Source organism: Nocardiopsis changdeensis (assembly GCF_018316655.1).
GTDB lineage: Bacteria > Actinomycetota > Actinomycetes > Streptosporangiales > Streptosporangiaceae > Nocardiopsis > Nocardiopsis changdeensis.
In genome coordinates this window covers 3,376,712-3,400,405 of the sequence record NZ_CP074133.1, presented here as the reverse complement: position 1 = coordinate 3,400,405, position 23,694 = coordinate 3,376,712, and the positions used below count along the sequence as shown (strand labels likewise).

Annotated in this window: 24 protein-coding genes; 11 read left to right on the top strand and 13 right to left on the bottom strand. The window is 75.6% G+C overall.

The genetic code is table 11. The features are described 5' to 3' along the window. Positions 1 to 93: 93 nt before the first annotated feature. The 7 genes from KGD84_RS15345 to nirB all read right to left on the bottom strand — a co-directional run bounded on the left by KGD84_RS15345 (position 94) and on the right by nirB (position 10,881). The gene (locus tag KGD84_RS15345) at positions 94 to 3,690 is read right to left on the bottom strand and encodes a TM0106 family RecB-like putative nuclease (RefSeq protein ID WP_220561035.1); all 3,597 of its coding nucleotides are present in this window, start codon (positions 3,688 to 3,690) and stop codon (positions 94 to 96) included. Positions 3,691 to 3,855: 165 nt separating this feature from the next. After that, the gene (locus KGD84_RS15340) at positions 3,856 to 4,587 is read right to left on the bottom strand and encodes a septal ring lytic transglycosylase RlpA family protein (RefSeq protein WP_220561034.1); all 732 of its coding nucleotides are present in this window, start codon (positions 4,585 to 4,587) and stop codon (positions 3,856 to 3,858) included. A 289-nt stretch (positions 4,588 to 4,876) separates the two neighbouring features. Next, on the bottom strand, positions 4,877 to 6,022 hold the full coding sequence (locus KGD84_RS15335) for a dual specificity protein phosphatase family protein (protein WP_220561033.1): 1,146 nt from the start codon (positions 6,020 to 6,022) through the stop codon (positions 4,877 to 4,879). Between the two features lie 101 nt (positions 6,023 to 6,123). Further along, entirely contained in the window at positions 6,124 to 6,816 is a 693-nt protein-coding gene (locus KGD84_RS15330; RefSeq protein ID WP_220561032.1) for a sirohydrochlorin chelatase, read from the bottom strand. Positions 6,817 to 6,821: 5 nt separating this feature from the next. Further along, positions 6,822 to 7,985: a uroporphyrinogen-III synthase gene (locus KGD84_RS15325; RefSeq protein ID WP_220561031.1), complete on the bottom strand. Its 1,164-nt coding sequence runs from the start codon at positions 7,983 to 7,985 to the stop codon at positions 6,822 to 6,824. Next, entirely contained in the window at positions 7,982 to 8,380 is a 399-nt protein-coding gene (gene nirD / locus KGD84_RS15320; RefSeq protein ID WP_220561030.1) for a nitrite reductase small subunit NirD, read from the bottom strand. The genes KGD84_RS15325 and nirD overlap by 4 nt, the downstream gene beginning before the upstream one ends. Further along, positions 8,377 to 10,881, bottom strand: coding sequence for a nitrite reductase large subunit NirB (gene nirB / locus KGD84_RS15315; RefSeq protein ID WP_220561028.1), 2,505 nt, complete (start codon positions 10,879 to 10,881; stop codon positions 8,377 to 8,379). Before nirB ends, nirD begins: the two co-directional genes overlap by 4 nt. Positions 10,882 to 11,096: 215 nt before the next feature. On the opposite strand from nirB, the gene KGD84_RS15310 reads away from it, so the two are divergent. Together KGD84_RS15310 and KGD84_RS15305 are read left to right on the top strand one after the other, a co-directional pair. Continuing rightward, a complete protein-coding gene (locus KGD84_RS15310; RefSeq protein WP_220561027.1) occupies positions 11,097 to 11,999 on the top strand; it encodes an ADP-ribosylglycohydrolase family protein in 903 nt (300 codons plus the stop codon). A gap of 155 nt (positions 12,000 to 12,154) precedes the next feature. Further along, positions 12,155 to 12,637, top strand: a complete 483-nt coding sequence (locus KGD84_RS15305) for a DUF6194 family protein (protein WP_220561026.1) — start codon at positions 12,155 to 12,157, stop codon at positions 12,635 to 12,637. 184 nt (positions 12,638 to 12,821) lie between these two features. On the opposite strand, the gene KGD84_RS15300 is transcribed toward KGD84_RS15305, so the two are convergent. Beyond that, entirely contained in the window at positions 12,822 to 13,226 is a 405-nt protein-coding gene (locus tag KGD84_RS15300) for a winged helix-turn-helix transcriptional regulator (protein WP_220561025.1), read from the bottom strand. An 85-nt stretch (positions 13,227 to 13,311) separates the two neighbouring features. Here KGD84_RS15300 and KGD84_RS15295 point away from each other — a divergent pair, with 85 nt between their 5' ends. The 3 genes from KGD84_RS15295 (at position 13,312) to KGD84_RS15285 (ending at position 15,443) form a co-directional block, all read left to right on the top strand. Then, positions 13,312 to 13,491, top strand: coding sequence for a hypothetical protein (locus KGD84_RS15295; protein WP_220561024.1), 180 nt, complete (start codon positions 13,312 to 13,314; stop codon positions 13,489 to 13,491). 16 nt (positions 13,492 to 13,507) lie between these two features. Further along, positions 13,508 to 14,149: a DsbA family oxidoreductase gene (locus tag KGD84_RS15290; protein ID WP_220561023.1), complete on the top strand. Its 642-nt coding sequence runs from the start codon at positions 13,508 to 13,510 to the stop codon at positions 14,147 to 14,149. A gap of 172 nt (positions 14,150 to 14,321) precedes the next feature. After that, on the top strand, positions 14,322 to 15,443 hold the full coding sequence (locus KGD84_RS15285) for a hypothetical protein (RefSeq protein ID WP_255646571.1): 1,122 nt from the start codon (positions 14,322 to 14,324) through the stop codon (positions 15,441 to 15,443). 48 nt (positions 15,444 to 15,491) lie between these two features. Here the strand turns inward: KGD84_RS15285 and KGD84_RS15280 are convergent, their stop codons facing one another. From KGD84_RS15280 to KGD84_RS15260, 5 genes are all read right to left on the bottom strand, one after another. Beyond that, positions 15,492 to 16,136, bottom strand: coding sequence for a LysE family translocator (locus KGD84_RS15280; RefSeq protein ID WP_220561022.1), 645 nt, complete (start codon positions 16,134 to 16,136; stop codon positions 15,492 to 15,494). A gap of 100 nt (positions 16,137 to 16,236) precedes the next feature. Continuing rightward, positions 16,237 to 16,812: a GNAT family N-acetyltransferase gene (locus KGD84_RS15275; RefSeq protein WP_220561021.1), complete on the bottom strand. Its 576-nt coding sequence runs from the start codon at positions 16,810 to 16,812 to the stop codon at positions 16,237 to 16,239. Continuing rightward, the gene (locus KGD84_RS15270; RefSeq protein ID WP_220561020.1) at positions 16,809 to 17,402 is read right to left on the bottom strand and encodes a DUF7691 family protein; all 594 of its coding nucleotides are present in this window, start codon (positions 17,400 to 17,402) and stop codon (positions 16,809 to 16,811) included. The genes KGD84_RS15275 and KGD84_RS15270 overlap by 4 nt, the downstream gene beginning before the upstream one ends. A gap of 119 nt (positions 17,403 to 17,521) precedes the next feature. Next, the gene (locus KGD84_RS15265; RefSeq protein ID WP_220561019.1) at positions 17,522 to 17,848 is read right to left on the bottom strand and encodes a thioredoxin family protein; all 327 of its coding nucleotides are present in this window, start codon (positions 17,846 to 17,848) and stop codon (positions 17,522 to 17,524) included. 324 nt (positions 17,849 to 18,172) lie between these two features. Beyond that, a complete protein-coding gene (locus tag KGD84_RS15260; RefSeq protein WP_220561018.1) occupies positions 18,173 to 18,766 on the bottom strand; it encodes a CGNR zinc finger domain-containing protein in 594 nt (197 codons plus the stop codon). An 84-nt stretch (positions 18,767 to 18,850) separates the two neighbouring features. Here KGD84_RS15260 and KGD84_RS15255 point away from each other — a divergent pair, with 84 nt between their 5' ends. The 6 genes from KGD84_RS15255 (at position 18,851) to KGD84_RS15230 (ending at position 23,663) form a co-directional block, all read left to right on the top strand. Beyond that, positions 18,851 to 19,744, top strand: a complete 894-nt coding sequence (locus KGD84_RS15255; protein WP_255646570.1) for an alpha/beta fold hydrolase — start codon at positions 18,851 to 18,853, stop codon at positions 19,742 to 19,744. A gap of 72 nt (positions 19,745 to 19,816) precedes the next feature. Further along, on the top strand, positions 19,817 to 20,383 hold the full coding sequence (locus tag KGD84_RS15250; RefSeq protein WP_220561016.1) for a YciI family protein: 567 nt from the start codon (positions 19,817 to 19,819) through the stop codon (positions 20,381 to 20,383). Positions 20,384 to 20,451: 68 nt separating this feature from the next. Then, complete coding sequence (locus KGD84_RS15245; protein WP_277615508.1) at positions 20,452 to 21,012, top strand: DUF4291 domain-containing protein; 561 nt, start codon at positions 20,452 to 20,454, stop codon at positions 21,010 to 21,012. A 363-nt stretch (positions 21,013 to 21,375) separates the two neighbouring features. Next, the gene (locus tag KGD84_RS15240) at positions 21,376 to 21,765 is read left to right on the top strand and encodes a VOC family protein (RefSeq protein ID WP_220561014.1); all 390 of its coding nucleotides are present in this window, start codon (positions 21,376 to 21,378) and stop codon (positions 21,763 to 21,765) included. Between the two features lie 308 nt (positions 21,766 to 22,073). Further along, the gene (locus tag KGD84_RS15235) at positions 22,074 to 22,811 is read left to right on the top strand and encodes a phosphotransferase (RefSeq protein WP_370634502.1); all 738 of its coding nucleotides are present in this window, start codon (positions 22,074 to 22,076) and stop codon (positions 22,809 to 22,811) included. 24 nt (positions 22,812 to 22,835) lie between these two features. After that, positions 22,836 to 23,663: a phosphotransferase gene (locus KGD84_RS15230; protein ID WP_220561011.1), complete on the top strand. Its 828-nt coding sequence runs from the start codon at positions 22,836 to 22,838 to the stop codon at positions 23,661 to 23,663. The last annotated feature ends 31 nt before the right edge of the window (positions 23,664 to 23,694 follow it).

Below are 23,694 nucleotides of genomic sequence, written 5' to 3'. Positions count from 1 at the left end.
GCCTCGCGATCGCGCGGACCGGCCGTGGCAGGGGGCGTGCTCTGTAAAACGTACTCCACCCGCGGGGTGCCCGAAACCGGTGGCGGGCCGCCGTCACCGGTGGTCGGGCCAGGGGCGGGCGGCGCCGCTCAGGCGGGTGAAGGACGCCAGCAGGCGCAGCTCCTCGATGCTGCGCGGGGCGGTGGTGGCCAGGTGCGGGGAGTGGACGAGCACGGCGATCAGCTGGGCCCGCGACAGGGCCACGTTGAGGCGGTTGCGGTCCAGGACGAACGCGGTGCCGCGGCTGGTCTCGGCGGCGTCGGAGGTGGTCATGGAGCAGATGACGGCCGGGGCCTCCTGGCCCTGGAAGCGGTCGACGGTGCCGACCCGGACCCCCTCCAGGGCGGGGTCGGCCTCGGCGGCGCGGGCCAGGGCCCGGCGCAGGGCCCGCACCTGGAGGTTGTAGGGGGCCACCACGAGGATGTCGTGGCCGGTCAGCCGCCGGGGCCCGGCACCGGGGTCCAGGGTGACCTTGTCGGCGACCAGGGCGGTGGCCGCGGCCACCACGGCGTCGACCTCCTCGGGGCTGTGGGTGGTGCGCCCCCGGTGGTCCACCACGTGCGCGTACAGGCCGGGCTCGTGGACGGACAGGGTGCGCTGGGCGGTGGCGGGGTGGGCGTGCAGGCGGCCCTGGTAGGACAGGTCCGAGACGGGGGCGCACACGGCCGGGTGCATGCGGCGGGTCTGGTCCAGGAAGTAGCCGCGGGCGGGGTCGATGATCTGGCGGCCGCCCATGAGGTGCTGCAGGGCGGAGGCGTCGGCGCCCTCGCCGTGGGTGCCCTGGACGACCTGGGGCAGCTGCTGGGGGTCGCCCAGCAGGACCAGGTCGCGGGCGGCGGCGGAGACGGCCAGGGTGTCGGCCAGGGCGAACTGGCCGGCCTCGTCGATGATGAGCACGTCCAGGGGGTCGGCGACCATGGAGGCGTTGGCCATGGCCCAGGCGGTGCCGCCGATGAGGACGGGGCGGCCCTCGGCGGTGTGCTTGGTGCGCCACCCGGCCAGGGCCTGGGGGCTGGTGGGCTGGTCCCAGGGCAGGTCGGGGTCGGCGTCCTTCTTGGACTTGGCGCGTTTGGCCGCGGGCAGCTCCACCCCCGCCTCCCGGGCGGCGCGCAGGGCGGCGGACATGACGTTCTCCACGGCCTTGTGGCTGGTGGAGCACACGCCCACGCTCTTGCCCTGGCGGGCCAGGTGGGTGATCAGGCGCCCGGCCAGATAGGTCTTGCCCGCCCCGGGCGGGCCCTGGACGGCGAGGTAGGAGTGGTCCAGACGGTCGACGGCGGCGATGGTGGCCTCGATGAGGTCGCCGCCGTGCGCGGCCGGGTCGGGCAGGGGCCCGGCGGGGGCCAGCCGCGGGGGGATGCGGCGCAGCAGGTCCAGCCCGGCGTGGCGGGGCCAGTCGGGCAGGTCCTCCAGGGCCCGGCCGGCGACCAGCTCCAGGGCGCCGTCCTTGGGGGCGGGGTTGACCGGCGAGCCGGGCAGGACCGCGACGGGGTTGCGGAAGTGCAGGGCGTCGGCGTCGCAGGTCTCCAGGACGGTGAGGCTGTCGGGGCGGGCCTCGGCGACCGAGGCGGTGGCGGCCAGCGCGGGCTGGCCGGGGGCGCCGGGGTAGAGCAGGTGGACGTCCTGTCCGGCGGTGAAGGGATGGGGGTGGGAGGTGTCCAGGCGCATGAGGATCTCGCGGCGGACCTTGCGCTGGCGGCCGGTGGGCTCGATCCACTCCCCCGCCCGGACCTGCCAGGGGACCGCGCAGTCGGTGTCGGTCTCCAGGTCGGTGAGGGGGGCGTTGGTGCGGCGGTAGTGCTCGCGCCAGGGCGGGAGGTTCTCGCGCTGGTAGTAGCCGACCAGGGCGGCCAGGGAGGCGCGGGCGGCCTCCTCCTCGGTGCGCTCGGTCGGGTCCTGGGGCACCTGGTCCAGGAGGGGTCCGGTGAGGGCGGCCTGGCGGGCCAGGCGCTCGGCGCGCTTGCGGGCGCGCTCGGCCTCGTCCTCGGTGAGTTCGAGCTGGACGGCGGGCCGGTCGGTGATGCCCTGGAGGGTGCGGTGCTCCTCCAGCCAGTCGCGCAGGCGGGCGGTGGAGTGGCAGTCGTCGCGGTTGTAGGCGGCGATGTCGGCCAGGACCTGGGCGGCGCGGTCGTGGTCGCCCGCCTCCAGGGCGGACAGGTGGGCGGCGTAGGCGTCGATGCTGGAGGTGGCGGTGGTGACCCCGCCGGAGCGGGCGTCGGGCAGGTAGAGGGGTTCGAGGTACTTGATGGAGTAGGAGCGCTGGGAGACGCGCAGGCTCTTGCGGACCACGGTGTACAGGTCCACCAGGCGGTGCTCGCGCAGGAGCCGGTTGACCTCCTCCTCGCGGGTGGCGAACTCGGAGCTGAGGTGCTTGAGGCGGTCGACCTCGTAGGAGGCGTAGTGGTAGATGTGCGCGCCGGGGTCGGCCTCGATGCGGGCGCAGGCGAAGTCCACGAAGTCCTCCAGCGCCTTCTTCTCCTGGACGCGGTCGTGGGCCCAGAAGGTGTGGAAGGTCTCGGCTCCGTGCTCGTCCTCGGTGGTGGCGCCGAAGAGGTACTCCAGGCCGCGCCCGCCCTCGCGGGAGTGGTAGGGGTAGCCCTCCATGTCGAAGAAGACGTCGCCGGGGCTGGGGGCGGGCAGGCCGGCCAGCCCGTCGGGGGCGAACACCTCGGCGGTGACGGTGCCCTGCGGGTTGTCGGGGGTGCGGGTGGTGTCCTGGCGGACCTGGAGACGGGCCTGGGCGCGCAGCTGCTCGAAGGAGCGGCGGGGCAGGGTGGCGGGGCGCTGGTCGTCGTCGGCGCGGGCCAGGTCGTCGATGGTGCAGACGCCGGCGTCGATGAGCTTGGCGGCCTGGTCGGTGCGCAGCCCCGCGACCAGGGACAGGTGGCGGGCGGCGGTGCGCCCGGAGGAGCACCAGGTGGAGTAGCCGCAGCCGTCGCAGGAGGGGCGGGGGGCGCCCCAGGTGGGCGAGGGCAGGGCGGGGGCGGCGGCCAGGGAGTCCAGCAGCCGGTCGGTGACGGTGCCCAGGATGGGGGTGAAGTCGACGGTGTCCAGGCTGTGGGTGTGGCCGTCGCCGGTGAGCAGGTGCATGCGGCGGGGGGCGCGGCCGGTGGCCACGGTGACGGCGTGGGCGTAGGCGGCGAGCTGGACGACGGCGCCGGGGCCGGGGCGGCGGGCGAGCTTGGTGTCCCAGGGCTCGTAGGTGAAGGGCTCCTCGGGGTCGGCGTCGGGGCGGGGCGCGCCGGTGGCGGGGTCCAGGTCGGCGCGGATGAGGAAGTCGGCGCGGCCGTGGAAGGCGACGGGGACGGGTCCGCGGGAGGGCAGGGGGTGGTGGAAGCAGCCCTGGTAGATGACGGGGGCGCCCTGGGCCATGGCGTGGGCGGTGGCGGCCGCGGCCTCGGCCAGGGAGGTGTCGTCGGGGTGGGGGTCGGGGATGTGCACGACGTGGCCGAACAGGGCGGTGAGGCGTTCGAGCTCGGCCTGTTCGTGCAGGAGGCCGTGGTGGGCGACCAGGGGGTCGACGGGCTCGGGGGCGGGTGCGCCCTCCACCCGGGCGGCCAGCGCGGCCTTGAGGGCGCTGCGGTGGTCGCATTCGAGGGTGTCGACGAGGTCTGTGGGTGAGACGACCCAGCCGGTGGTGGTGCGGAACAACGCCCCTGCTCCCTCGCATGTCGGTGGATGATCTTGCGAATGACGGGGATTGTGCCACGCGGTGGGGACGTGCGGGGGATCACACGCGGATCCCGCACCGCCCGCAACGCAGGGCGCCCCGCGCCCTCGGGGAGGGTGCGGGGCGCCCGAGGGGCGGGTCGGGGGCTAGGAGACGACCTGCCACTGCACCTGGCCGACGCCGGCCCCGGTGCCGATGATCTGGTCGAACGCGGCCGTGGACAGGTCCAGGCAGCGCCCGGCGACGAAGGGCCCGCGGTCGTTGATGCGCACGGTCACCGACTGCCCGTTGTTGGGGTTGGTGACCTGCACCATGGTCCCGAAGGGCAGGGTCTTGTGCGCGGCGGTCATCGCGTTGGGGTCGAAGGTCTCGCCGTTGGCGGTGGTGCGGCCCGCGAAGTCGGCCCCGTAGAAGGAGGCCTCGCAGGTGCCGCCCTCCCCGGTGGGCTCGCCGCCGCCACCGCCGCCGTTGTCGGTGGAGGTGTCCTCCTCCGGCTCCGGCTCGGGCTCCTCCTTGATGTCGGAGGCCTCGGCGCTGGTGGTCTGGGTGGCCCCGGCGACGGCCTCCTCGGCCCCCTGGGCGGCCCCGGTGTCCGGCTCGCCCTGCTCCTGGGCGGGGACGAGGGGGTCGGGGTCGGCCTCGGGGACCACGGTGGCGTTGGTGGCGCCCTCGGGGCCCGCGCCGGTGGCCACGACGGCCGCGGTCGCGGTGCCGCCCACGAGCAGGGCCAGGCCGGCGGCGCCGGCGAGGATGAGGGTGCGTTTGCGGCGGGCGCGCTTGGCGGCGACCCGGGGACCCACGGGCGCGGGTCCGTGGGCGGCGTCGAGGAGCGCGGTGTCCTCGTCGACCGGTGTGGTCTGGGGCTGGTTTTCGCCCACGTCGGAGTCCTTTGAACGGGAACAGGGCAGGGCGGGCCGCTCGGGTGGCCCGTGCACGGCGCCGCCCGGATGAAGGAGGGCGGGGGGTGCGCCGGGTGCACGGCGCCCGCCGGTGCCGGGCCGTACCGGGGCCCGGGCGCGGGGCCGGAGAGGGACCGCCGGGTGGCGTCACGCGGGGTCTGAGCGCAGAGCCTAAGGGGTAACGCTGAGGTCACGGTACCGGAAAGCGACGGTTTGTGGAACTTCTCACGACACCGTTGCGGACGGTCCCTATCCGGTCACGGGTCGGTCATCCGGTGATGCGCGGCTCGGGCAGGTCCGCGCGGCGCGGCGGGATCCCGTCGGGGAACAGGGCGGCGGCCGGGTCGGCCAGGTCGTGGCCGCTGAGGTGGGCGACGGCGCGGGCCAGGGAGGGGTTGTCCAGGTGCCCCCCGACGGTGCGGATGAGCAGGGCCAGGGAGGGCAGCACGGGGGCTCCCAGCCCCGCGGCGGCGTAGCGGGCGGCCACCGCCGGGGTGCGCGAGGCCCCGGCCCAGCAGTGCAGCAGGACGCGCTTGCCCTCGGCGCGCAGGGCGGCGACCGCGGCGGCGGCCTCGTCCAGGGCGAAGTGCAGGTTGGCGTTGGTGCTCGGGTTGTCGTGCAGCCACACCCGGACCCAGTCGGCCGGGGCCAGGTGGGGCGCGTCGGTGGGGTGGGTGCGGCACAGCGACACCACGGCGTCGACGGTCTCGGGGCGGGCGCGCAGGTGGTCGATGTTGCCCAGCAGGACCTCGGGGTCCAGGGGGTGGGGGACGGCGAAGGGCGGCAGGCGGCGCGGCTCGGCCGCCAGGACGCTGCAGTGGGGCCACAGGTCGGCGCGGGGGCCGCGGACCAGGGCGAAGGTGTCGGCGACCAGGGTGTGGGGGTCCACCGTCCCGGCCAGGACCCGCAGCGCCTGCAGGGGGACGGCGGACAGGCCCCAGCGCGCCCCGGCCAGGGCCCCGGTGTACATGGCGGCCGGGTCCCCGGAGGCGGTGTAGGCGGTCCAGACGGCGTCCACCAGGTGGGTGCAGGCGAAGGAGCCCCGGTGGGGCGCGTGCTCGGGGACGGGCGTGCGGACCAGGGCCCGCCAGGAGGCGCCGCGGGGGTCGTCGACGGGGGCGTGCTCCAGCTCGGGCGAGCGGTCGGGGGCGGCACCGGTGCGCACCAGGGCGCGCAGGACATCGGTCCAGGCCCGGTCCAGGGGGTCGGCGGGCGGCGGGGAACGGTGGTCCAGCGCGGTACGGGCCAGGACGGCCAGGCGGGCGGGCGGTGAGGGGGCCGGGTCCAGGAACCGGGCGAGCAGGCCGGGGTCGGCGCCGACCAGGGCCGTTGCGGCGGCGGCCCCGGTCAGGACGCCCATGGCGCGGTCCCAGGCGGGTTCGCGGACGTCGTCGGACACAAGGGGCGTGGGCATGGCGCTGCCTCTCGGGGGGCGGTGGCGGGTCCACCGGGATGTCTTCCCCGTCGGGGGCGGATGCGCACCCGGTTGCCGCAATCGGCCACCCGCCCGGGCGTTCACGCGGGCTGGGGGATGGCGGCCCCGGCGTAGCGGGCGGCGACGGCGTGGGCGACGGCCGCGTCCGGGCACAGGGGTCCGGCCACCACGTCGGCCCCGGACCGTTCCAACCGCCGCTGGAACAGCCCGGGGGCCAGCAGCCAGGAGGCCACCGCGACGCGCCGGTGCCCGCGGGCGCGCAGCTCGGCGACGCGCTCGGCGACGGAGGGCGCGGCGGTGGCCGCGAACGCGAGGTGGACCGGGGCCTCCAGGCGGCCCGACAGGGCGTCGGCGGCGCGGCGCAGGTCGGCCATGGCGCGGGGGTCGGAGGTCCCCGCGCAGCCCAGGACCACGGCGTCGCCGGGCCGGTACCCGGCGCGGACCAGCCGCCGCACCGCGGTGTCGCGCACGGCCGGGTGGTCGCCCAGGGCGGGGGTGACGACGGCGTCGGCGCGCCCGGCGCGGGCGAGCTGGTCGGGGATGTCGGTGCGCACGTGGTAGCCCGCCGCCAGGAACGCCGGCACCACCACCAGGGGGCCCGGGGAGTCGGCGGCGACCCGGCCGACGGCGGGCTCCAGGACGTCGGCGAAGGCCAGGCGGGTGGGCACGCGCGTCAGCTCGGCCACCCGCAGCGCCAGGGAGTGGGCGACGGCGGTGCCGCGCGGGTCGCGGGTGCCGTGCAGGGCCAGCAGCAGGGCGGGGTGTCGGTGCACGGTCCTCACTCGCATCCGGGGGTGTCGTCCAGGGCCAGCCGGTAGCCGCGCTTGACGACCGTCTGGATGATCTTGGGGTCGCCCAGCGCGGTGCGCAGCCGCGCCACGGCGGTCTCCACGGCGTGGGCGTCGGCGTCCTCCCCCAGGCAGGTGAGCAGGCGGGTGCGGTCCTGGACCTGGCCGGGGCGGTGGGCCAGGGCGCGCATGAGCCGCATGAGGGTGGGCGAGAGGGTGTGGACGGTGCCGTCGACCAGGACCGCGTGGCCGCGCAGGCGCAGCCGGTGCCCGGCCACGGCCAGGGTCGGGAAGCGCGCGGGCAGCTCCTCGGCCAGGGACCGCACCTGGGCGCCGATCCGGGCGCGCTCGGGCCAGGTGGTGGGGATGTCCTGGGCCATGAGCGGGCGGGCGGTGACCGGGCCCACGCACATGGCCAGCACGTCGCGGCGCAGGGCCTGGACGAGGGCGTCGCCGTGGCCGGTCGCGCGGGCGCGGGCGAGCAGCCCGGCGGCGGCCGGGGCGCTGGTGAAGGTGACGGCGTCCACTCCCCCGCAGGTGATCGCCTCGATGAGCCGGTCCAGGGGGCCGGTCTGCTCGGGCTGGGTCCACCGGTAGACGGGGATCTCCACGACGTCGGCCCCGGCCAGGCGCAGGGCGGCGGTGAAGTCGGGCAGGGGCTCGCCGTGCAGCTGGATGGCCACGCGCAGCCCCTGGACGCCGCGCTGCAGGAGGTAGTCCAGGACCTCGGCGGAGGACTCCGAGGGCGGGGACCACTCCTCGGTGAGCCCGGCGGCGCGGATGGCGCCCTTGGCCTTGGGGCCGCGGGCGAGCAGGCGCGAGGCGCGCAGGGAGTCCAGCAGGCCGTCGACGGTGCCCCAGGTCTCGCAGGCCTCCACCCAGCCGCGGAAGCCGATGCCGGTGGTGGCGACGACGACGTCGGCGGGGCGGCGGACCAGGTCGTCGGAGACCGCGGCCAGGCGCTGGTCGTCGCTCAGGGGGACGATGCGCAGCGCCGGGGCGGCGATCACCTGGGCGCCCTTGCGGCGCAGCAGGGCGGAGAGCTCGTCGGCACGGCGGGCCGCGGTGACGGCGACGGTGAACCCGGCCAGGGGCGCGGTGGTGGGCGGGCTCGGGGTGCGCGGGCCGGGGGTGAGCGGCGGGGCGGTGGTCATGTGGCTCCCTCCGTACGGGCCCGGGCGCCGATGCGCACGGTGGTGCCGTCGTCGTGGACGGCCCAGGTGTCCAGGGCCACGTCCGGGTCGTCCAGGCTGCGGCCGGTGCGCAGCGAGAAGACGTTCTTGAGCAGGGGCGAGGCGACGGTGGGCTCGCCGGCGCGGTCGCCGACGATGCCGCGGGACAGGACGGCGGCCCCGGTGAAGGGGTCGATGTTGTCGACGGCGTACAGCTCCCCGGTGCGGGTGCGGAACAGGGCGGCCTGGCGGCCGCCGGGCAGCAGGACGGCGACGCCGTCGTCGGGGCGCAGCCGGGCGCTGGGGCAGGCGGCGGTCCAGGCGGAGCCGGTGTCCTCGGCGGCCGGGTGGGCGGCCTCGGTGGCGTAGGCGGTCATGCGTTCTCCCGGGTGCGCAGGGTGGGGATGCCGAGCCCGACGGGCGCGGCGGGGACGGGCTGGTCGCGGGTGGTGGTGAAGGCGATGGTGGGGTCGGGGGTGTCGGGGGCGTTGGCGAAGGACTGGAAGCGGGCCAGCTTGTCGGGGTCGGCCAGGACGGCGGCCCACTCGTCGGTGTAGGAGGCGACGTGGCGGTCCATGGCGGCCTCCAGGTCGGCGGCGATGCCCAGGGAGTCCTCCACGACGACCTCGCGCAGGTGGTCCAGGCCGCCGTCCAGGGCCTCGATCCAGGCGGCGGTGCGCTGGAGGCGGTCGGCGGTGCGGATGTAGAACATCAGGAACCGGTCGATGTAGCGGATGAGGGTGGGCTCGTCCAGGTCCGAGGCGAGCAGGTCGGCGTGGCGGGGGGTGAACCCGCCGTTGCCGCCCACGTACAGGTTCCAGCCGTGCTCGGTGGCGATGATCCCGAAGTCCTTGCCGCGGGCCTCGGCGCACTCGCGGGCGCACCCGGAGACGGCGGACTTGAGCTTGTGGGGCGAGCGCAGGCCCCGGTAGCGCTCCTCCAGGCGGATGGCCAGCCCCACGGAGTCCTGGACGCCGTAGCGGCACCAGGTGGTGCCCACACAGGACTTCACGGTCCGCAGCGACTTGCCGTAGGCGTGCCCGGACTCGAACCCGGCCTCGACCAGGCGGGTCCAGATCGCGGGCAGCTGCTCCAGGCGGGCGCCGAACAGGTCGATGCGCTGGCCGCCGGTGATCTTGGTGTAGAGGCCGAAGTCGCGGGCGACCTCGCCGATGACGATGAGCTTGTCGGGGGTGATCTCCCCGCCCGGGATGCGCGGCACGACGGAGTAGGTGCCGTTGCGCTGCATGTTGGCCAGGTGGCGGTCGTTGGTGTCCTGGAGGGAGGCCTGCTCCCCCTCCAGGATGTGGCCGTTGCCCAGGGACGCCAGGATGGAGGCGACGGCGGGCTTGCAGATGTCGCAGCCGGCGCCGGTGCCGTGGGCCTCGATGAGGGCCGAGAACGTGGTGATGCCGGTGGCGCGGACGATCTCCAGCAGCTCGGCCCGGGAGTGGGCGAAGTGCTCGCACAGGGCCTTGGACTGGGCGATCCCGGCCTTGTCCAGGAGGTTCTTGAGCATGGGCACGCACGAGCCGCAGCTGGTGCCGGCGCGGGTGCACGCCTTCAGGGCGGGGACGTCGTGGTTGCCGTCGCAGATGGCCTGGGCGATGGCGCCCTTGGTGACGGCGTTGCAGGAGCAGATCTGCGCCGAGTCGGGCAGGGCGTCGGCGCCCAGGGCCTCGCCCTGGGGGGTGATCAGGGCCAGCGGGTCGCCGGGCAGGGGCGAGCCCACCAGGGGGCGCAGGGTGGCGTAGGCGGTGGCGTCGCCCACCAGGACGCCGCCCAGCAGGGTGGTGGCGTCGTCGGACAGGACGAGTTTGGCGTAGCGGCCGGTGGCGGCGTCGTTGACCACCACGTCCAGGCAGTCGGCGGTGCGGCCGTGGGCGTCGCCGAAGCTGGCCACGTCCACGCCCAGCAGCTTGAGCTTGGTGGAGGTGTCGGCGCCGGTGAAGGTGGCCCGTCCGCCGACGAGGCGGTCGGCCAGGACCTCGGCCATGGCGTTGCCGGGGGCGATGAGCCCGTAGACGGTGCCGCGGTGGCAGGCGGCCTCGCCGATGGCGTGGATGCGGGCGTCGGAGGTGGTGCAGGTGTCGTCGACGGTGATGCCGCCGCGTTCGCCCACGTCCAGTCCGGCGGCGCGGGCGAGCTCGTCGCGGGGCCGGATGCCCACGGAGAAGACGACCAGGTCGGTGTCCAGGCGGGTGCCGTCGGCCAGGAGCAGGCGGGCGGCGCGGCCGTCGGGGCCGGCCTCCACGGCGGTGGAGGCGGCGCCGGTGTGGACGTGCACGCCCAGGTCGGAGACGAGCCCGGCGAGCAGCGATCCGGCGCCCTCGTCGATCTGGGCGGGCATCAGGTGGGGCGCGAGTTCCACGACGTGGGCGTCCATGCCCAGCAGGCGCAGGGCGTTGGCGGCCTCCAGGCCCAGCAGGCCGCCGCCGATGACGACGCCGGTGCGGGCCCCGGCGCGGGCGGCCGCGGTGATGGCGTCCAGGTCCTCGATGGTGCGGTAGACGTGGCAGCCGGGCAGGTCGTGTCCGGGCACGGGAGGCACGAAGGGGCTGGAGCCGGTGGCCAGGACGAGCCGGTCGTAGGCCAGGGTGCGCCCCGAGGCCGTGGTGACGGTGCGGGCGGCGCGGTCGACGGCGGTGGCCCGCTCGTCGACGTGCACGTCCACGGCGGGGCCGGACAGGTCGCCCAGGGACAGGTCCTCGGCGGTGGCGCCGTCGAAGTAGGAGGACAGGGCGACGCGGTCGTAGGCGGTGCGGGGCTCCTCGCCCACGACGGTGATGTGCCAGTGGCCCGCCGCGTCGCGGTCGCGCAGGGCCTCGACGAGTCGGTGGCCGACCATGCCGTTGCCGATGACGACGAGTTCTTCCATGGGGGTGTTCCTCCCGGTGCGGTTGCGTTTCAGGCAACCTCCGAGGTGTTACCCGGGCGTTGGGCGATGGTGTCGGGCATGTTTCGTTGTGCTGTCACCGCAGGTGGGAGCCGAGTGATGGGGGCATAGTGCGAGCGTGGGCGGGGTCGCGGGCCCCGGTGGGACCTCGGTCACACCCTGTTCGGGAGGGCGCGGGTGGGGGAGGATGGCGGGCGATGACCACCTCTCCGCTCTCCTTCGACGCCTCCGAGCGCGCCCGCCGCGCACTGTCCAGCCTGTCCGCCCTGGCCGTGGGCGACGCCTTCGGCTCCCAGTTCTTCGTGCCCGGCAACCGGTTCCGGCACCGCGCCCGGGAGCTGCCCGAGGGGGTGTGGTCGTGGACCGACGACACCGAGATGGCCGCGTCGGTGTACCGGGAGGTCGTCCGGCACGGGGAGGTGGACGCCGACCGGCTGGCGGGGTCCTTCGCCGCCCACCACGACTTCGACCGCGGGTACGGGCCCGCCACCGGCCGCCTGCTGCGGCTGGTGCGCGAGGGCGCCGACCACCAGGACCTGGCGGCGGGCTTGTTCGACGGGGCCGGGTCGTGGGGCAACGGCGCGGCGATGCGGGTGGCCCCGCTGGGCGCGTTCTTCGCCGACGACCCCGGGGCCGCGGCCGGGTGGGCGGCGGTGAGCGCGCGCGTCACCCACACCCACCCCGAGGCGGTGGACGGGGCGGTCGCGGTGGCGGTGGCCGCCGCCCTGGTGGCACGGGGCGAGGCGGGGGCTCCGGGGACGTTCCTGGGCTGGGTGGCCGACCTGCTGCCCCGGGGCGCGCTGCGGGAGGGGGTGCGGGCCGCGCGAGCGCTGCTCATCGTGCCCGAGCCCGTGGGCGCGGCCCACCGGCTGGGCAACGGCTCGCGGGTGCGGGCCCTGGACACGGTGCCGTTCGCGCTGTGGGTGGCGGCCAAGCACCTGCGCGCGCCGCTGGAGCCGGCGCTGTGGGCCGCGGTCGCGCCGGGCGGCGACATGGACACCGTGGCCGCGATCGTGGGCGGGGTGCTGGGCGCGGACCCGGCGGCGGCCCCGAGGTGGGCCGACCGGGTGGAGGCGCTGCCCGCCTGGGCGCTGGACTGACCGGGCGCCCTGGTCCGCGTTTGGAGGGTTTCGGGGACCGCACCCCCTGTTCCACGGGGTGAACGCGGCTCCGGGGTTCCGAAAGGAGTTCAAGGCCACGATGGAAGGTACGGGCCGCCGACCGGGGCCCGTGGACCGACCGGAAGGGGCCTGCCATGACCCAGGACGAGATCATCGCGTTCATCGAAGGACTGCCGGAGGTGGGCACCGTGCGGGCCGGCTCCGAGAACGGGGCGCCGGAGGCGGCGTGGGGGGACGTGTTCTTCTTCCACGAGCCCGGCGGCGACCCCGCCCGGCGCCGGAACATGCCGTTCGCGACGGTGGTGGCCTCGGACTACCCCGGGTTCGACACCGCCTCCCGGCTGGACCGGCCCGGCGTGTTCCGGGTGAACATCGCTGTGGGGCGGGAGCTGTTCGAGGAGCTGGTGGGGTACCCGCCGGCCGCGCACGCCGAGCACGCCGACGGCACGGACCCCTCGCAGGCGGACCGGATCATCGCCCACCCGCTGTACGCGGCCCAGGGGTGGGTGGCGGTCGTGTGCCCCGGCGAGGCGACCTCGGAGCGGGTGCGCGCACTGGTGCGGACGGCCCGCGAGGCTGACGCGGCGCGCAGCGCCCGCCGCACCGGCGGCGCCTGAGGCCCCGCCGGACCGCGGCCTGACGGGCCGCGCCGGCGGGAACCCTGGAGCCTGCGTCGGAATCCCCGTTCGCCGACCGCGCTCAAGGAGAGGCCCGGCGCCCGCCCCGAGTGCCGGGAGCGTTCGTCGGGGTCGGCCCCCTGGGCACAGGCGGCCGCGACCGGGATGACCCGCCGGAGCCGTCCTAAGCCCCGGGCCGTTCGCGATCGTGGCGTTCGCGGGCGGCCCGGACGTCCTCCCGGTGCTCGACGGCCCACCGGTCCAGCGCGGTCAGGGGTTCGAGCAGGGTGCGGCCCAGACCGGTGAGGGAGTACTCCACCCGCGGGGGGACGCTGGCGTGGGCGGTGCGCTCCACCAGGCCGTCGCGCACCAGGGCGCGCAGGGTGAGGGTGAGCATGCGCTGGCTGATGCCGTCGATGGTGCGGTGCAGCTCGCTGTAGCGGTGGGTGCGCCGCCCCAGCAGCACGATGACGAGCACGCTCCACTTGTCGCCGATGCGGTCCAGGACCTCCCGGACCGGGCAGTCGTCGGGGTTCACGGCGGGGCCGACACCCTCCCCCGGGGGAACACGGGTGTTCGTTGCGGACATTGAAGTGCCTCCTTGTCCCTGACCTGCGACTCCCCCATACTCACTGATAATGTGGTTACGCACAATATGTAAGTAAGGGGGCGTCGTGGACGAGCAGGACACCGAGCGGACCGCGCCGCAGCAGGCCACCGGCACCACCGACGGGCGCGAGGCCGCCCCCGCGGACCCGGCACCGCCCGCGACACCGCCCCTGGCCATGGTCACGGGCCTGGTGACGGTGGGGACCGAGGACGCGCCCGCGTGCTCGGACGGCGTGTGCTGGTGAGTGGGGAGTTCGTTCCGTGCAGGTAGAGATCTGGTCCGACATCGTCTGCCCGTGGTGCTACATCGGCAAGCGCCGCTTCGAGAGGGCGCTGGAGTCCTTCGCGCACGCCGACGAGGTCGAGGTCACCTGGCGCAGCTTCCAGCTCGACCCCGGCTTCGCCCAGGGCGAGAGCATCCCCGTCTACGACGCGCTGTCCAAGAAGATGGGCGCCCCGCGCGAGCAGGTGCGCGCCATGACCGAGCAGGTCACCCGGGTCGCCGCCGAGGAGGGGCTGGAGTACGACTTCGCCTCCGGCGTCATGGTCAACACCTTCGACGCCCACCGCCTGGTCCACCTGGCCCAGAGCCGGGGCCTGGGCGACGCCGCCCACGAGGCGTTCATGAACGCCCAGCTGGTGCGGGCCGAGGACCTCTCCGACCCCGAGACCCTGGTGAGGATCGCCGTGGAGATCGGCCTGGAGGAGGCCGAGGCCCGCGAGGTACTGGCCGGGGACGCCTACACCGCCGAGGTGAACGCCGACATCGACGCCGCCCGGCGGCTGGGCGCGACCGGGGTGCCGTTCTTCGTGATCGACCGCGCCTTCGGGGTGTCCGGCGCCCAGCCGGTGGAGGTGTTCGCCTCCGCCCTGGAGAAGGCCCACCAGGCCTCCCGCGGCTGACCCCGGCCCCACCGCTCCCACGGCCCCGCCCCCGGTCCCCCGGGCGCGGGGCCCTCGGCGCGGCACCCTCCCCCGGACGGGGGAGGCGGCTCCCCCGCGCAGGTGAGGATCACCCGCCCCCGCGCCGACAGGCTTGGTGGAGAAGACACCGCACGCCTGTGAGGAGCACGCCGTGAACACCTCGGCACCCCCCGCCGCACCCGGGACCGCGTCCGCCGCCCGGACCGCACCGATCACCTGGGCCGTCCTGGCCTGGTCCGCGGTCGCCCTCGCCCTGGGCCTGGGCTGGGCCGCCGGCCTGCTGCCGCCGGGGGTCCCCGACGGCGACGGGTTCGGCTCCCTGTACGGGCGCTGGGGCGCCGGCGCGGCCGCCTGGACCACCCTGGCCCTGGGGGCCGCGGGCACCGCGACCGCCCTGCTGATGATGCGCCCGGGCCGCGGCGGCCGGGCGGTGGCCTACACCGCCTGGGGCCTGTCGGCGGCCGTGGTGGCGCTGTTCGTGACCGGGAGCCTGCTGGCGTTCCTGGGGTACACGATGATCATGCCGGTGGCGGGCTGGTTCGTGCCCGGCCTGGCCGGGAAGTGGATCACCCAGGTGATGCTGCCGGAGAACCTGGGCCTGTTCTTCTTCGCCGCGGGCGCGGCGCTGTGGGCGGTGGCCGGGCTCTCGGCCCTGCGGGCCGCGCGCGGCGCCTGCCAGGACTGCGGACGCGCCCACGGCTGGACCCCGCACGCCGAGCACGCCACCCGGGTGCGGGCGCTGCGGGTGGGCCGGATCGCGGTTCTGGTCGCCTGCCTGAGCGCCCTGCTCTACCCGTCGATCCGGTTCCCCTGGCTGTTCGGCATCACCCCGGGCATGGGCGAGGGCTTCGCCGAGGAGCTGCGGGCCGACCCGGGCACCCTGTTCATCGGCGTGGGCCTGGGCTCGGCGGGAGTGGTCGGCGCCGTGCTGATGCTGGGGCTGGTGCAGCGCTGGGGCGTGCGGTTCCCGTTCTGGATGGTCGGCCTGGCGGGCCGCCGGGTGCCGGTGGCGCTGGCGGTGGTCCCGGCGACCGCGGTCGCGGTCGCGCTGATCGCCATGGGGCGCAGCGTCATCGTGCAGTTCGCCCTGGACCAGGTGGGCATGACGAGCTCGTCGGCGCTGCACACCGCGATCTTCATGTCGATGGCGGTGTGGGGCGTGGCCCTGGCCACGGCGGTGGCGGCCTACGCGGTGCGCCGCCGCGCCGAGTGCGGGACCTGCGAGCGCGGCCTGCCCGAGGCCGAGCCGCGCGACCTGCGCACCGCCGCCTGAGAGGCCCCCGCGGCCCCGGCCCCCGCACGGGGGCCGGGGCCGCCCGCGTCAGCGGCCGTGGACGGCCATCCGGACGCCCAGGCCGACCAGCACCGTCCCGCTGACGGCGTCCGACCAGCGGCGGACGGCCGGGCGCCGGAACCACTCCCCCGCCCGGCCGACCACGGCGGCCAGCCCCAGGTACAGGACGATCTCCACCGCCACCTGGAGCAGCGCCAGCAGGGCGGTCGTAGCGAACAGCGGCCGGTCCGCCGGGACGAACTGCGGATAGAACGCGACCATGAACGCGGCGGCCTTGGGGTTGGCCAGCATCACCAGGAACCCCTCCCCGAAGGCCCGCCACCAGGCCCGGGCCGCCTCCCGCGGCGGGTGCGCGTCGACGGGGCCGGCCTCGGCGGGGCCGCGCCGGGCGGACAGCAGCGCCTTCACCCCCAGGTACAGCAGGAAGGCCGCACCGGCCACGCGCAGGACGAGGTAGGCGGCCTCGGAGGCCGCCACCAGGGCGGCCAGGCCGGCGCCGACGCACAGCGCCCACACGTACAGGCCCGCCTCCAGGCCCAGGACCGTGGGCACGGCCCCGGGCAGGCCGCGCAGCGCGGCACGGCGCATGATCAGCACCATCGCGGGTCCGGGGGAGGCGGAGATGAGCACCACGGCGACGAGGAACGCGGGCAGGGAGGTCGTCAGGTCCATGCCCCCTATGACACCCCTCCCCCGCCCGCGGCACAATCCGGTTCCCCCGGCGGCCCTTCCGCGGGTCCCGTCCGGCGAAGGCCGCGCGGGGGACGGCCGGTCAGGGGCGGGGGTCCCCGGCCAGGCGGGCGTACAGGTACAGGTCGCGGCGCTCGCCGCCGATCTCCTGCCACCGGCGCATCAGGCCCTCCCGGCGGAACCCGGCGGCCCCGGCCACCCGCAGCGACCCGGTGTTCCACGGCTCGATCGCCAGCTCCAGCCGGGGCACCCCCAGGGCGTCGTGCGCCCAGGCGGAGGCCAGGCGCAGGGCGTGGGCGGCGGCACCGCACCCCCGGTAGCCCGGGGCCACCCAGTAGCCGAGGGAGCCGCGGCCCTCGGCCGCGTCGCGCAGCGACAGGGTGATCCCGCCGACCCCGCGCCCGGTGCGGGTGTCGGCGATCACCAGAGGAACGCCGACCCCGCGGGAGAGCACCAGCGCCCGGCTCTCGATGTACCGGCGGGCGGCGGCCTCGTCACAGGGGTCGGGGAGCGTGGTGACGCTGACGGTGTAGGGGTCGGCGGCCGCCGCCACGACCAGGGGCAGGTCGGCCTCCTCCCACAGCCGCAGCAGGAAGGGCGAGGGCCCCGGAGGGGGCGGCGGCAGGAGGGGCGCGCCGCCGGGCCGCGCTCCGGTCAACTGAAGAAGCCCGCCACGCCCCGGCCGGCCGCGTCGGCGGCCCGGCACCACCCCATGCAGGACTCGGCGGCCTGGAGGACATCGGGGTCGAGCGCGGCCTTGGACCCGTCGTCGGCGGCGCCCCACTGCTCCAGGGCCTTGCGGCACCGCTCGGTGCTCCACTCGCCGTAGCCGGGGACGAAGTCCGAGGGCGCGGGGACCGGATCGGGCGCGCGGCCGTAGCCGAACTCCGCGACGCTCACCGCGGTCACCCCCACCGCCCCGAGCCCCTCGTCGACGGTCTCGGGCCACCCGGCCCGCATCGGGGAGAAGTCGTTGTTGTCCAGGTAGCGGCCGTGGAACTCGCAGATCCACTTGTACGCGTAGTTGTACATGGTGCCCTGGTCCGGCTCGAAGGGCCCGCCCTCGATGACCGCGCGGATCGCGTCGCGGACGGGGAGGAGGTCCAGGCCGGAGAACTGGGCGTCGAAGTGCTCCAGGTGCTGCTTGAACCGGCCGCCGATCATCCGCCGCAGCTTGTCGTCCCCCGAACCCACGGAGGCGTGCAGGACGTCGAGGTCGACCACGTAGGTCGTCAGCGCGTAACTCATGCGGGAACGCTACCGGCCCCCGCCGACACCGCGCCCCGGACGGTCGCGCCCCCACGGACGGCGGGAGCGGACCGGGCCCCGCCCCCGGTGGGGCCGCGGGGCCCGGTCCGGGGCGGGTGTCACAGGTGCGGTGTGATCAGGTCGACCACGTTGTTCTTGGAGGCGGGCCCGATCCGGGTGGCGACGATGTTCCCGCCATTGAAGACGTGCAGGGTGGGGATCGCCGTGATGTCGTACTTGGGAGGCGTCTCGGGGCTCCGGTCGATGTCGAGCCGGGCGACGGTCACCCGGTCCGCGTACTCCTTGGCGACCTCGGCCAGGACCGGGTCCAGCGCCCTGCACACCGCGCTCCACTCGGCCCGGAAGACCGCCAGAACGGGTCCCTGTGCTTCGACGACCTTCGCTTCGAAGTCCGCGTCGGTGACGTCCAGAACGGTGTTGGCCATGGTGGTGCTCCTTCGTGACCGCGGGTCGGGATGACGGTGCCCATCGTCCCCATTTCGTGCCGGGTTCCGCGGTGGAACGGAGCCGACGCCGGTTCCCTGGAGGGGTTCGTGGCGGTACGCCCGCTTTCGCGGGTGCGGATCCGGAGCGCCGCAAGGCGGGTTCCGGATCAGCCGATGCCCGGGACCGGCGGCCTGCCCTGGGGGCGGCTCCACCGGGACGCCCTGCCGCGGAGTCTTGCCCGGTGGCCGCGATCACCGGCAGCGCGCCCGGGGCCCGGACGTGTCAGTCGGCCGGCGCCGCCCGACGCAGGCGGCCCGCCCGGGTCAGGACGGCTCGGAACCGGCCTGCGCCGCCCTGTGGCGCCGGTAGTAGCGGGCGACACGGGCGCGGTTGCCGCAGCGGGCGGGTGAGCACCAGCGGCGCCGGGGGTGGGCGGGCAGGAACAGCATCACGCAACCCTCGGCTTCGCACCGCTTGATCCCGGCGGCCCCCGGCCCGGTGACCAGATCCACAGCGGCCTCGGCGAACACCGCCGCCAGCACCGCCCCCGCCGGGCCGGTACGGCAGGTCACCGCCCTCACCCCGGTGCCGTCCCGGTGCAGTTCGCGCACGGGCGGCGCGGCGCGCTGGGCGGCGTTGAGCCCGGCCAGGGCCGCCCGGGGCGGGGCCGCCCCCTCCAGCAGGGCGTCCACCACCGCCCCGGTGTCGGCGCGTACCGCGTGCAGGGCGGCCAGGTCCGCGGCGGTGGCGGAACCGCGGGCCTCGGCGGGCAGGCGGTCCGCCTCCAGGGACAGCCAGGCGGCCAGCAGCTCGGGGGTGGCGATCAGGTCCGTGCGGCGTCCGTCCGGGCCCGCGGGCCGGGTGTTGACCAGGTCCAGGGCCAGGGGTTCTCCGGTGAGGGGTCCGCGCTCGTCCATGGGCTAATGCTACATGGCGACATTGACGCATTAGCCGACTCCGGAGTAGAACTAATGCATCTTCTCCACAGGAAGGCATGTGACATGTCCGTTCGCACCGCCCCGCCGCTCGCACTCCCCGCCCGGACCGCCCACCGCCGCGTCACCGCCGCCGGGGCGGACGTCTTCTACCGCGAGTCCCTCCCCGACGCCGAGGACGCCCCGACCCTGCTGCTCCTGCACGGCTTCCCGTCCGGCTCGCACCAGTTCCGCCGCCTCATCGACGCCCTGGGGCGGCGGTACCGGCTGATCGCCCCGGACTACCCGGGCTTCGGGCGCACCCGGGAACCGGAGGGGTTCGCCCACACCTTCGACCGCCTGGCCGACGTCGTGGACGCGTTCACCGACGCGCTGGCACTGGAGCGGTACGCGCTCTACATGTTCGACTTCGGGGCGCCAGTGGGATTCCGCCACGCCCTGCGGCACCCCGAGCGGATCACCGGCCTGGTGGTACAGAACGGCAACGCCTACGAGGAGGGCCTCTCGGAGGGGGCGCGGGACTTCGTCGCCCTGACACCGGACGCCCCCGGCGCACGGGAGGCCGTCCTGGGACTGCTCACCCCGCAGGGCATCCGCGGCCAGTACGAGACCGGAGCGGCCGCACCGGAGCTGATCGACCCGGACGGCCCGCTGCTGGACGCCGCGTTCTTCGACCGGCCCGGACGCGAGCGGGCCCAGCTGGCGCTGGCCTTCGACTACAAGAACAACGTGGCCGCCTACCCGGCCTGGCAGGCGTGGCTGCGCGGGCACCGGCCGCCGACGCTGATCACGTGGGGCGCCCTGGACCCCTTCTTCCCGGAGCCGGGCGCGCGGGCGTACCTGCGGGACGTGCCCGACGCCGAACTGCACCTGTTCGACACCGGGCACTTCGCCCTGGAGGACCACCTGGGGGCCATCGCGCCGCTGGTCGCCGACTTCCTGGACCGGCTCCCGCGGTGAGGGCCCGCTCCCCGGTATCCCCCACGCGACCCCGGCCGCTCCCGGAGTGGGCCTCCCGTGAAGAATGAGGCCATGGAGTTCTTCTGTTACCACCGCGACCGGCGGGGATCCCTGGCCCTGCGCGAAGAATTGCTGGAAGCGCACTGGTCCTACATGGACCGGTTCGCCGAGGGGATGATCGCGCGCGGGCCGACGTTCGCCGAGGACGGGGAGACGCCGACCGGCAGCGTGCACATCGTGGACCTGCCGGACGCGGCGGCCGCCCGGGAGTTCGCCTTCGCGGAGCCGAACTACCAGGCGGGGGCGTACCGGGACGTGCTGCTGCGCCGGTGGCGCAACCTGCTGGGGCGCACCATGTGGGACTTCCCTCGGGCCGAGGGCGGAGGCGATGACGGCCACCTGTTCCTGGTGCTCGGCCTGGGCCCCGAGAACACCGGGGACGCACCGGACACCGCGGTGCCCGACGACCGGGACGCGCTGATCGCCTACGGGCCGCTGCTGTCCGACGACGGGACGGTCCGAGTGGGGACGGCGGCGCTGGTACGGGCCGCGGACGCCGGGGCCGCGCGGACCGTGCTGGACGGGGAGCGGCACGCCGAGGTCGAGGTCCACCCCTGGGAGTTCGGCGGGCGCCGCTGAACCGGGGCGGGCCCGCACGGCGGTAAACCGCTGGCCGCGCCGGAACGGCTGATGACAGGATGCGGCCCATGACGCAGTACCGGATCCGCGCCGACTACGACGCCCGCACCATCGTGGTCTACCAGGCGTACCCGCCCGCGATCGCCGACGCGGCACTGCGGGCGGGGCGCTTCGTCGCCCCCTTCTCGTTCCAGCGGATGACCTGGATCAAGCCCTCGTTCCTGTGGCTGATGCACCGCAGCAACTGGGCCCGCAAACCGGGGCAGGAACGCGTCCTGGCGGTGCGGATGACCCGGCAGGGCTGGGAGCAGGCGCTGTCCCGGGCCGTACCGACCACCGCTGCTCCCGAGGAGCTGTCCAGGGCCGCCGTGCACCTGCAGTGGGACCCCGAGCGCTCGCTGCGCGGAGCGGCCCTGAACCACTACAGCATCCAGGTCGGCATCGGCCGCCACCTGATCCGCACGTTCGCCGAGGACTGGGTGGTCGGCCTCACCGACCTCACCCCGCAGGTCCACAAGGCGGCGGCGCTCGTCCGCGGCGGGCGCGCCGACCAGGCCCGGCGGCTCCTGCCCCCCGAGCGCCTCTACCCGGTGGGCCCGGACCTGGAAGAGCGCCTCACCCCGGCCTAGGACGCGGCCCGCCAGCCGGTGGGCGCGGCCGGTGCCGCGCCGCTCCAGCCAGGGTTCGTGCCCGACGCTCCCGATCCGGGTCAGGGGTGGGATTCGGCCCGGCAGTGGGTGTGCCGCCCCGGCCGGAGGGAGCGACCGGTGCCGCGCCGGTCGTGGCGGTGGACGGGGGCGGAGCCGGCCGGATGGTCGGGCGAACCGCGACCCGCCGGTGCAGAAGTGCGCCGCCGGCCAAGGGAGTGAGGGCCCCGTCGAGGTCACGGTGAGGAACACCCCGGGCGGGGCGCGGCAAATGGATGGCGCCGGCGCACGGTTCTTCGGCAGGGTGGGGGCGGGAACACCGGTGCCGGAGAAAGGGATGCCGACATGGCCAGCAAGTTCACCGAGCTCGCGTTCGACTGCGCGGATCCGGAGGGTCTCGCCAGGTTCTGGTGCGAGGTCCTGGGCTATGAGGTGCAGGGGCGGGAGGACGGCTTCGTTTCCATCGGCTCACCCGAGGTCCCCGAGGGCGCCCGGAGGCCCGGACCGGTCCCCCCGGTACTGACCTTCGCCCGGGTACCGGAGGGCAAGGTCGTCAAGAACCGGCTGCACATCGACGTCAACCCGACCGACCGGGACCAGGCCGAAGAGGTCGAACGGCTGCTGGGGCTGGGCGCCCGGCGCGCGGACGTGGGCCAGGGCGAGGGGGACACCTGGGTGGTGCTGGCCGACCCGGAGGGCAACGAGTTCTGCGTCCTGGCCACACGCCGCCCCTAGCGCCCCTTCAGCGGGTCATTCCGCCCCGCGCCCGCGAGGCCGCCTCTTGCCGCGCCGCCTGCGCTCGGACGGCCGAACCCGGGCCGACCTGCGCCGGCCGTCTTGCGAGAGATCGCCTCGCGCCCGCTCCCGGCATTCGGCGCAAGCGCCGAAACGCTCGAAAGCATCCACCGAACACGCCCTAGCGCTGTTCGGCGGATCATCCCGCCCCGCGCCCCGGGCCGACCCGTGGCCGCGCGGCGGGGCCGGCCCCCGCACGCGGAAAAACCCCTGGCCCCGCCGGAGCGCGCCCTGTGACAATGCTCCACGTGGAAGAGGTCGAGGTGGTCGTCGCCCACCGGGACTGCGCGACACTGCGCGTCGGCGACGTGTTCCTGAAAATCGACGCCGACCAGAGCCGCACCGACACCGAGGTCGAGGCGATGGCCCTGGCACCAATCCCCACCCCCGAGGTCCTGTGGCGCAGACCCCCCGCGCTCGCCCTCGCCGCCCTCCCGGGCCGACCCCTGGGCCGCCTCGGCCGACCGTCCACCGCGTCACCGGCGGCGTGGGCCGCGGCCGGGGCCGCCGTGCGGGCACTCCACGACGCGCCGCCGCCCCCCTGGTCCGGCCGGGACCCCGACCGGCTCGCGGCCGACCTGGACGCCGAGTGCGCCCGACTCCTCGACGACGGCCTCCTCCCCGCCGACCTGGTCACGCACAACCGCCGGCTCGCGCAGGCCGCGCTCCGGCCGTGGACACCGGTGTTCGTCCACGGCGACCTGCAACCCGCCCACGTGTTCGTCGACGGCGACGAGGTCACCGGCGTCATCGACTGGACCGAGGCGGGACCGGGCGACGCCCTGTTCGACCTCGCCGTCCTGACCCTGGGCCACGAGGAGCACCTCGACGACGTCATCGCCGGCTACGGCGCCGACGTCGACCCCGACCTGATCCGCGCGTGGTGGTCCCTGCGCTGCCTGCTGGCGATCCGCTGGCTGGTCGGGCACGGCTTCGACCCGGCGGCGCCGGGCTGCGAGATCGACGTGCTCAAGGCCCGGATGTGAACACCGAAGAAAGGACCGACCCGCATGCGGGCAGAGCAGTTCCCACGGGCGGTGGCCGCGGCCACCGCGATCGCCTCCTCACTCGGCCTGGACGCCCAGGACGCCGTCGTCCTCCACGACTCGAACAAGCTCACCCTCCGGCTGCTGCCCTGCGACGTCCTGGCCCGGGTGGCGCCGACGGCCGATCAGGTCGCCCGGTTCGAGGTCGACCTCGCACGAAGGCTCGTCGGCGCCGGCTGCCCCGTCGCCGCCCTCGACCCCCGGGTGGAGCCGCGCGTGCACGAACGCGACGGCTTCACGGTCACCCTGTGGACCTACCACGAACCCGTGACCTCCCACGCGGTCCCGCCGGCCGACTACGCCGACGCCCTGGAACGCCTGCACACCGGCATGCGCGGCATCGACCTCCCCGCACCGCGGTTCACCGACCGGGTCCAGGACGCCCAGCGGCTCGTGGCGGACCGCGACCGCACCCCGGCGCTCACCGACCCCGACCGGGAACTGCTCGGCGACACCCTGGCCACCCTCAAGAGGACCGTCGGCGAACGCGGCGGCTCCGAACAGCTCCTGCACGGCGAACCCCACCCCGGCAACCTGCTCGCCACACGCGAGGGCCCGCTGTTCGTCGACCTGGAGACGTGCTGCACCGGACCCGTCGAGTTCGACCTCGCCCACGCACCCGAGGAGGTCGGCACGCACTACCCGGGAGTCGACCACGACCTGCTGCGCGACTGCCGGATCCTCGTGCCGGCGATGATCGCCACGTGGCGCTGGGACCGCGACGACCGGTTCCCCGACGGGCACCGGATGGGCACCGAATGGCTCGCCCGGATCCGCGCCGCCCTCGCCTGAGAAACACCGCGCTCCCCCTCGCGATGAGTTC

What these genes read in the sequence shown, in the direction of transcription:
- KGD84_RS15335 (WP_220561033.1), bottom strand. Translation starts at nt 6,022, where the DNA reads ATGCCCACGCCCCTTGTGTCCGACGACGTCCGCGAACCCGCCTGGGAC.
- KGD84_RS15325 (WP_220561031.1), bottom strand. Translation starts at nt 7,985, where the DNA reads ATGACCACCGCCCCGCCGCTCACCCCCGGCCCGCGCACCCCGAGCCCG.
- nirD (WP_220561030.1), bottom strand. Translation starts at nt 8,380, where the DNA reads ATGACCGCCTACGCCACCGAGGCCGCCCACCCGGCCGCCGAGGACACC.
- nirB (WP_220561028.1), bottom strand. Translation starts at nt 10,881, where the DNA reads ATGGAAGAACTCGTCGTCATCGGCAACGGCATGGTCGGCCACCGACTC.
- KGD84_RS15310 (WP_220561027.1), top strand. Translation starts at nt 11,097, where the DNA reads ATGACCACCTCTCCGCTCTCCTTCGACGCCTCCGAGCGCGCCCGCCGC.
- KGD84_RS15305 (WP_220561026.1), top strand. Translation starts at nt 12,155, where the DNA reads ATGACCCAGGACGAGATCATCGCGTTCATCGAAGGACTGCCGGAGGTG.
- KGD84_RS15300 (WP_220561025.1), bottom strand. Translation starts at nt 13,226, where the DNA reads ATGTCCGCAACGAACACCCGTGTTCCCCCGGGGGAGGGTGTCGGCCCC.
- KGD84_RS15280 (WP_220561022.1), bottom strand. Translation starts at nt 16,136, where the DNA reads ATGGACCTGACGACCTCCCTGCCCGCGTTCCTCGTCGCCGTGGTGCTC.
- KGD84_RS15270 (WP_220561020.1), bottom strand. Translation starts at nt 17,402, where the DNA reads ATGAGTTACGCGCTGACGACCTACGTGGTCGACCTCGACGTCCTGCAC.
- KGD84_RS15265 (WP_220561019.1), bottom strand. Translation starts at nt 17,848, where the DNA reads ATGGCCAACACCGTTCTGGACGTCACCGACGCGGACTTCGAAGCGAAG.
- KGD84_RS15260 (WP_220561018.1), bottom strand. Translation starts at nt 18,766, where the DNA reads ATGGACGAGCGCGGACCCCTCACCGGAGAACCCCTGGCCCTGGACCTG.
- KGD84_RS15255 (WP_255646570.1), top strand. Translation starts at nt 18,851, where the DNA reads ATGTCCGTTCGCACCGCCCCGCCGCTCGCACTCCCCGCCCGGACCGCC.
- KGD84_RS15250 (WP_220561016.1), top strand. Translation starts at nt 19,817, where the DNA reads ATGGAGTTCTTCTGTTACCACCGCGACCGGCGGGGATCCCTGGCCCTG.
- KGD84_RS15245 (WP_277615508.1), top strand. Translation starts at nt 20,452, where the DNA reads ATGACGCAGTACCGGATCCGCGCCGACTACGACGCCCGCACCATCGTG.
- KGD84_RS15240 (WP_220561014.1), top strand. Translation starts at nt 21,376, where the DNA reads ATGGCCAGCAAGTTCACCGAGCTCGCGTTCGACTGCGCGGATCCGGAG.
- KGD84_RS15230 (WP_220561011.1), top strand. Translation starts at nt 22,836, where the DNA reads ATGCGGGCAGAGCAGTTCCCACGGGCGGTGGCCGCGGCCACCGCGATC.